The sequence below is a fragment of the Bellilinea sp. genome (assembly GCF_034432615.1).
Taxonomy (GTDB): Bacteria; Chloroflexota; Anaerolineae; order Anaerolineales; family Anaerolineaceae; genus Bellilinea.
The window spans coordinates 22,799-30,867 of the sequence record NZ_DAOUBL010000146.1; the positions used below are offsets into that span (position 1 = coordinate 22,799).

Sequence of the window (8,069 nt, forward strand, 5' to 3'; positions counted from 1 at the left end):
GCCTGGTTTTAAAAGCAGACAACCTGTTTCAGCCTATTTGCTTAAACCCAAAGACCAGATTAGTTTGATGATACCTTGGGCGTAATCCGGCAGGCTGCCCACAAGGAGTAATATGAAAATATCAGGATTGCCGGTAGGCAGATAAGCTAAGGAGGTGATCAAGTTAAAGCGATAGTCGTAAAATCTTGCAATTTGTGACAGGACTACAACAAGGATGGCGGTGGGGATCAGGAAACTAATGGCAATATCCTGAATGATTTTTCTGCGAGGAGCGGTTTTCATTCTTACCCGCCAGCCGCGTAAGGCAAGAAAATTGTGGGTATGCAGGATTAACAGGCCAAGGACAAAGATGCCGATACCCCACCCAATCCAGCGTACCGACCAGCCGCTGGCAGCTTTCCCAACGGAATTTTCCAAAATCAGGTTTTCGAGACCATTTCGCAACTGTGCCATAGAAATGCAGTGATCAATCAGACTGACGATGTAGACCAGTAGCATAAAAGCAAGATCACGCTGGGGGTAGATGTTCACATCCGTGCGGAAGGTTCGGTTAGCTCCACCGTGGGAAATGCGTTTAGTGCTTGCGGCCCGATCAATCCACCAACCCATGCCGTAATTAGCCTGCCCGGGGGTGAACATTAGCTGGGTGTTAAGTTTTCCGACACCGGGCAAAGTTTGATTTTTTACCGCAATGGCATAATTTGCCATATCCTCGGCGGTTGATACAATAAACCCCGCTCCGATTTCATAACGCGGGATTGATTCTCGCCACGGTACCGGGAAACCAAAAACGCGCGTATATCCTGTGGCAAGATCGGCTGCTGAATAGGGGTCGGCTGTAGAACGGCTCATTTGTAAAGGCTGAAAAAGATGTATATTCAGATAATCGGCATAATTCATTCCGCTCACAGCTTCGATGACCAGCGAGAGGATATCATATCCATAGTTGAAATATTGAAATGTTTTACCAACCGGAGCAGTCAGGCTCACATCGCGAAGGGCGCGTACCATTTCTTCTGTGGGGGTGTCCGCAGGGAAGACTCGACTAATGCCTGCCTCAGATAATCCACTGGTATGGTGTAATAAATGATTGATGGTGATCTGGCTGGAGGCAACTTCATCAGAAATGCGAAACCAGGGAAGATATCTTTGCACTGGAGCGTTGAATTCTAGCTTTCCTTGTTCCACCAGTTGAGCAATGGCGAGCGCAGTAAAAGATTTGCTTTGCGAGCCAATTAACATCTGCGTCGAGGTAGTCATTGGACGGTTGCCCTCTATGCCGTATCCTTTGGAGTAGAGAATCTGATCGCCGGAAACAATCGTCAAAGCAACGCCCGGCAAGCCATGTTTATCCATCTGCTCAAGAATAAAAGCATCAATTGCCTCAAAATCGAGGGTCTGGTTGTCAGCCTGGACAAGAGTGGGGTTTATGAACATTGGGAACAGTAACAGGAAAAAAGCAATAATCCCAAAGATTTTTTTTATCATCATATGCTCCGGAAGTGCTTATTGAATTACCTTAAACTCTCCCTTTTAAATTTAAGTACCCTTATTTGCATGTTAATCAATCAACCTTTCAAGGCAATTCGGTTGTAAATTCTTTTTGATCAGAGGCACATATGAATTGAATGGCATTCTTTCCGGAAGCGGCTGCCAGCGGTACACTGCCACCCGGTTCAACCCATTGACCTGCCATCAAAAAATTTTTCAAACCGGGAAGTGATTTGGATACTCCCTTGATCAAGATCGGCATGGTTTCTTTGGTTAAAAGCCATCCACAGGTTGACCCCTTCCAGTTTCCGGTGTACCGTTCGTAACTCAGCGGGGTGGCTTCGTCAACTACTTCAACTTGTTGATTGATACCGGGATACCAATTTTCCAGATATTCGCGGATAATGTCCGATACCTGACGCTGTTCCTCATCATAGGGCCGGCGTCCGTAGATGCGTTGCCAGTAAGTGTAATTGGTGCGAATGATTAACTCCACCACTGACTTGCCCTGCGGGGCAAGTGAGGGGTCAAAGCAGTAGTGTTTGACGCCAATCTCATTCCGCGATTCACCAGTAACCAATACCGGTTCTTCCAGCAAGTGCGTGATCCAATGTGGTTCGACTGATAAATCACAATTTACACCCAAAGAAATTTGTAACATGCTGTGCATGGGCAGGTGACCGTCGTACATTTTTTGAATCTGGCGGTTGAGATATTTCCCTTCTAACATGTCGAAAATCGTGCCCCGCCCATCGCAGGCTGATATGACCCAATCACCGGAGTAAATTTTGTCATTATATAATCGGACACCGATGGCGGTATCTTCTTTAACCAGTATTTTTTCAACCTGGGCGTTGTAATAAATTTCGCCACCCAATTCAAGAAAACGCTTCTCAATTGCCCGGGCAAATTCTAACGAACCGCCAGCCGGAAAGCCCGCATTTCCAGTGTACATGTAGGCCAGCAGACACATTCCCATCATCACCGGTGCTTCTTCCCATGAAAACATGTGGGCAATGGCACGCTTCAAAAATGGATGCTTAAATCTGGAGGCAAATTCGCCGCTAGACAATTGCCCCCAGCGAGCCATGGGGATCAGGAAAGGGGTCATTTTGCGCCCGAACTCAGCCCAATCGGTTGCTGTCATCAGAGATCGGGGTTTCTGGTACATGGCTTCCATGTCAAATTGGGTGAATTGATTGACCCCTTCACAAAATTGGTGGACCAGATCTTGATCGGCAGGAGAGATTGCAGTCAAATGCTCGGCTAATTTTTTGGGGTCGGTATAGATGATCAGCGTATGCTCTCCATCGGTGATCCGCTGATATTCTTGATGATTAATAATTGGGCGATTCTGGAGAGCGCCCAGATCTTGCCACATTTGGTTAAAAGGTTGACCTTCGCCTGTACCGAAAAGGTAATGGATGCAGCCATCAAAGGTATAGCCTTTTCTCTCCCAGGCTGTGCATAACCCACCCGGCAGACCATGCATTTCGAAAATGGTGGCTCGATAGCCATTCAGTTGGGCATAGCAGCCTGCAGCAAGACCGGCAATGCCACCCCCAATAATCAAGATTTTCTTTTCAGTCACACCAAAACTCCGTGAAAACTATCCAAAACACCGATAGGGAGAATATATCACGTTTAGAAGATTTTCTAAGAAAATGCTATTCTTTGTGGTGAAATTCACCTTTTTACCAGGGGCGGTAAACAAAAAATGGGCGTAAAGTCGCCCTCAAAAAACATGTCAAGAAAAAATTTAAATTTGGGGTGGTTTTTGATAACGGTAAGGAATTACAAAAATACCAAACAGCGGTTCACCGGTGGATTGGATGAAGAGCGGCGCGGCCGCATTTTTACCCATGAAAAATCGGATGAACGGATTCAGGTGCGGGTGATTGGGATCATAAAGGTAAATTGAGATTTGTTCGAGCGCAGAGTCAATTTCATACCCAACGGCAAGCACCTGATGATTTTGGGTGGGGCTTTGAACGCCGCGCACGCGTACCAAACCCAATACGGCCGGTTCGCCTTTTTGAAGCAGACGGCGCAGTTTGGGGATTTCATATCGCTTGACGCGGGTTGCGGTTTGTTTTTCGTCAATGATCATCCATTCCATGAACTTAAGAACGGTAAAAACTTTCAGACTATCTAGCTGGCGATCACAAAGAAACCCAAACAACTTTGGGTTAATTTCTTGCGGTGTTTGGAATGGGGGAGGTGTCTGGTTGGCATGAAAGTAATCCAGTGCAGCAAAACACATGCCGCCGCACAACCCAAAAGTAATTTCGTTAAGGTTGATCCTTCCGGCATAGGGCAGATTCATAAATACGGGGAATTGAAGTTGAAAGGAATTAACGAAACGGAAGCGATGCTGGAACGCAAAAGAACTTAAGATTTTTTCCATTTTTTTACGCTCAGATTTAACCCGAAATTCTATTTCTGCCTGAAAAGTGGAGATTTTTCTTCTATTTTAGAAAATTTTACTGTCGAAGTAAAGAATAGAAGTACAATTTTGTTGAGTAATCACTTATTTTTTCCAAGAGGGTGAAAATAAAAATCATCCTTTATTGTAAGGATTGTAAGGTAGTAAAATCAATAATAAAAATTGTATTTGTCAAATTTACCAGCCAATGGAGGAAATCATGAGGCGCGCTCAGTATCTGGGAACAGTTTTGTTGATTTTAAGCCTGTTAGTGGCTTGTGCACCGGCCAGTCAGCCGACAACTGCACCGACTAATCCACCGGTGGAGTTACCCACATCTGCCCCACAGGCCACACCAACGCAACAGGTGGATGTGCTCAACCTGTTGCGCAGCGCCACGGTGCAAATTGAGGCGCAGGGCAGTTTTGTCGATCCGGAACTGGGTAGCCTTTACAATGTGGCTGGGCGCGGAACCGGTTTTATCATTGACCCCTCCGGTATTGCAGTTACCAACAACCATGTGGTGACCGGGGCTGCGTTGCTAAAGGTGTTTTTAGCGGGGGAAACCCGTCCACGCAATGCGAAAATACTGGGGGTTTCAGAATGCTGGGATCTGGCAGTCATTGACATTGAAGGGGATGATTTTCCGTTTCTAACCTTCTATGAAGGTGAAATTACCCCCGGTTTGGAAGTCTATGCGGCCGGTTTCCCGCTGGGTGACCCGGAATACACGCTCACCAAAGGGATTGTCTCCAAAGCCAATGCAGATGGCGAGTCGTTTTGGGCGTCCGTGCCGGCGGTGATCGAGCATGATGCGCGTATCCGCGGCGGGAATTCCGGCGGCCCGTTGGTGAATATGCAGGGTCAGGTGGTGGGGGTCAATTATGCTGGCAACGACCGCTTCGATCAGAATTTCGCTATCCGCGGGAAAGATGCCCGGAGAGTCATCGAAATATTGCGCTCCGGTCAGGACTATGAGTCGATTGGCATCAACGGTCAGGCAGTAGTTTCCGAAGATGGCAGCCTGTCAGGCATTTGGGTCGCTTCCGTTAAGTCGGGTTCTCCAGCAGGTAAGGCAGGTTTGCAAGGCGGTGACATTATCACCCTTATGGAAGGTCTGGTGCTGGCAACCGACGGTCAGATGACGGATTATTGCAATATCTTACGTACCCGTAACGCATCGGATGTTCTGGCAATTGAGGTGCTGCGTTTTTCCACCCAAGAAGTGCTGGCAGGCGAATTGAATGGCAAGCCATTGGAAACAAAATTTTCCTTTGCTCAGGAACTGAGTGAGGATGTTTCCGGTGGCAGTGGTCAGGCCTACGGTGATTATGTACAGGTACAGGATGATTATGGGGCGATTCAAATTGCGATACCTTCCACCTGGACACAGGTGGACGGCTCACCATGGGTTTCTGATGGTGAAATTATCGGTGCAGCAATTACTGCTGCAGCCAATTTAGACCGTTTCAACAACGCTTTTGATGAGCCGGGCGTGTTCTTTGGGGTGTCCGACGAGGTGGCTAAACTGGCCGGTTACATCCAGTTGCTGGATTATTACAAATCCGTTTTTCAGTCATCCTGCAAGTGGCAATTCCGGGAAAAGTATGAAGATAATGCGTTTGAGGGTTCTTATGATGTTTACAAGAACTGTGATAACGCAGGCAACCTGTTTGTGGTGCTGACGGCGCGCCCCAAGGTCAACAAAACCTCTTTGCTGGTGTCAATTTTATTCAATGCCATGACCGATGCAGATCTTGAAGTCTTTGATCAAATACTGGCAACTTTTGATGTGGTTGGTACTTTGCCATAGAGTTGACCAAAATTTTTATGAAAGGGGCTGATATGGGTTTCAGCCCCTTTTTTATTGGTAAAATCGGGAATACTTAATCGTTGAGAATGAATGAAAGGAGTATCCCATGAATCGAAAATCCTGGATGATCCTGTTGGGTGGTGTGATCTTCATGCTGGTTTCGCTTGCCTGCAATTTGAGTTTGCAGGATGGTAAATTAAGCATTCCCATTACTTTGAAAGAAGAACGCATCAAACAGATCATCGGTGCGGCTCAGTCAGCTGCGGCATCACAAGGTGAAAAGTTGCCGCTCATCGAAGTGGACGACATTGAGTTCATCGAACCGGATAAAATTATTGCCAAAGGTCAATATCAGACCCTGGGAGGTACTCGCATCAATGGTCAGGTTGAACTTAAATTTTCGGTGGTGGACGAACAACCCAAGGTGGAGGTAACCGCCATCAATATTCCCGGTGTGGATCTGGCCAGTGATGCCATCAAGAAAGTCAACGACGCTCTATCCCAAATCATTAAGGATCAGGTACGCGAGTCAGGCGAGGGAGCGGTCATAAAATCGATGACCGTTGAAGCGGATGCTTTGAAAATTGTGGTGGAAGTTGCCGTCCGCCGCTAGGTGAGGCGGCCTCAAATTACGCTGATGCGGTTGCGTCCGCTTTCTTTAGCCTGATAGAGCGCTTTATCGGCGGCGTTGCTGATGGCAACAGCGGTTTTGTATTCGGGAAAGGATGCTATCCCGCAGCTGAAGGTGACTGAAAAAAAGCCATCCGAGCTGAGGTGGTGGATATGAGAAAAACTTTCGCGCAGTTTGTCCATGACCGAGGCGGCTTCGGCAGCGGTGGTATTGGGAAAAATAATGGAAAATTCCTCACCGCCATAGCGGCCAATCAGATCCGTGCGGCGCAAACGTTGTTTAAGCATGCGCGCCAGGCTCTTAAGCACCCGATCACCGGCTGAGTGACCGTAACGATCATTGACATTTTTGAAGTGGTCGAGATCAATCATGGCAAAGGAAAGCGGTTGTTTGTCTCTTTCGGAGCGCAATAACTCTTTAACCAGTCTTTCCTTGATGGTGGAGTGGTTGAGCAAATTGGTCAGGCCATCGTAAATCATTAAGGAACGCAGCTTGCGATAGCGTTCAATGCGCGAAGTGACCGAAGCGATCAGGTGTTCAGGTTTAACAGGTTTGATCAGGAAGTCATCAGCGCCCATCATCAGGGCTGCCAGCTGACGCTCGCGGTCAGTTTCGGCAGAAAGAAAGACAATGGGTACGGAGACAAAATTTTCCATCTGGCGAATCATGCGCGCCAGTTCGATGCCGTTACATTCAGGAAGATACATATCCAGCAGGATTAGATCGGGGTTAAATTCGATCATCGGTTGAATCATCTGGCGTGGGTCGGTGACAATGCGGGTCTGCATGCCCACTTTTTCCAGATGCATGGCGTAAAAGCTTGCCTGTGAAAGGACATCATCAATAATCAGGATCCGGTTTGGAACACTGGGTGTGGGATTGGCAAATTCATCCAGCGAGCCAATTAAGGAGCTGATATCTACCGGATGAATAAAGAAGGCTGAGCCCCCTGCGCGGACTGCTCTCAGCCGTAAATCGAAGTTATCCTCTGTGCTGATGATCACCAGCGGTAAATGATTGGACTGTTTTTTGAGTTTGAGCGCAAGTTCCTCATAATCTTCAAAGGTGAGTTTTTTCCCATCTACAAATACGAGGATGGCATTGGGTAAGGACCAGCGCAAGGCAGAAACCAGATCATCGGCTTTGGTAAACGGATTGACCTGATAACCAAAGGCGTTAATTTGTTCGGTGAGTTCAAGAGCCTCTTTTGAATCCCGAATAAGAAGGTAGATGCGATAATTCAGTTTTGGTTTATACACCGATGAAACCATGAAAGAATCATCGGACATGAGATAATTGCTCATAGGGTTTGTTGTATTGCGATTGCTTTCAAATGTAACGCTCCCCAATCTCAGCAGGGTATATTTCGATTATATCTGATTCTTGATTAAAAAGAACATTCTTTATCAGCAATACCAAGATTGCAAAATCCCGGGCGGTTTTGAATTTTGTGCAGGTGGATCAAGTGCTGTTCAATAAAAGAAAAATAAAAGTATAATAGGTGCAAACCTGCCCATGGAATTGTCAGGCAAAAGGACGGATTGAGAAAAATGCCCGCCTGTATCCCTTGAGCCAAACCTGTCAAAAACAACCACAAATCATTCTCCAAAGGAGTTCACAACAAGAAATATGGCAAAGGATAAAAAAGTTCGCGTAGCAATTGTTGGAGTGGGAAATTGTGCTTCTTCGCTGGTGCAGGGAGTGCATTT

General features: G+C 46.8%; 6 protein-coding genes. 2 read left to right on the forward strand and 4 right to left on the reverse strand.

Annotated features, from left to right (window positions below; translation table 11 throughout):
* Nucleotides 1-33: 33 nt before the first annotated feature.
* The 3 genes from VAE48_RS06695 to VAE48_RS06705 all read right to left on the reverse strand — a co-directional run bounded on the left by VAE48_RS06695 (nucleotide 34) and on the right by VAE48_RS06705 (nucleotide 3,898).
* A complete protein-coding gene (locus tag VAE48_RS06695) occupies nucleotides 34-1,491 on the reverse strand; it encodes a serine hydrolase domain-containing protein (protein ID WP_322792542.1) in 1,458 nt (485 codons plus the stop codon).
* An 85-nt stretch (nucleotides 1,492-1,576) separates the two neighbouring features.
* Nucleotides 1,577-3,082, reverse strand: a complete 1,506-nt coding sequence (locus VAE48_RS06700; RefSeq protein WP_322792543.1) for an NAD(P)/FAD-dependent oxidoreductase — start codon at nucleotides 3,080-3,082, stop codon at nucleotides 1,577-1,579.
* A gap of 168 nt (nucleotides 3,083-3,250) precedes the next feature.
* The gene (locus VAE48_RS06705; protein WP_322792544.1) at nucleotides 3,251-3,898 is read right to left on the reverse strand and encodes a hypothetical protein; all 648 of its coding nucleotides are present in this window, start codon (nucleotides 3,896-3,898) and stop codon (nucleotides 3,251-3,253) included.
* Nucleotides 3,899-4,136: 238 nt separating this feature from the next.
* Here VAE48_RS06705 and VAE48_RS06710 point away from each other — a divergent pair, with 238 nt between their 5' ends.
* Nucleotides 4,137-5,729, forward strand: coding sequence for a S1C family serine protease (locus VAE48_RS06710; RefSeq protein ID WP_322792545.1), 1,593 nt, complete (start codon nucleotides 4,137-4,139; stop codon nucleotides 5,727-5,729).
* Nucleotides 5,730-5,835: 106 nt separating this feature from the next.
* Complete coding sequence (locus tag VAE48_RS06715; protein ID WP_322792546.1) at nucleotides 5,836-6,342, forward strand: hypothetical protein; 507 nt, start codon at nucleotides 5,836-5,838, stop codon at nucleotides 6,340-6,342.
* Nucleotides 6,343-6,353: 11 nt separating this feature from the next.
* On the opposite strand, the gene VAE48_RS06720 is transcribed toward VAE48_RS06715, so the two are convergent.
* Nucleotides 6,354-7,649, reverse strand: coding sequence for a diguanylate cyclase (locus tag VAE48_RS06720; protein WP_322792547.1), 1,296 nt, complete (start codon nucleotides 7,647-7,649; stop codon nucleotides 6,354-6,356).
* Nucleotides 7,650-8,069: the final 420 nt, after the last annotated feature.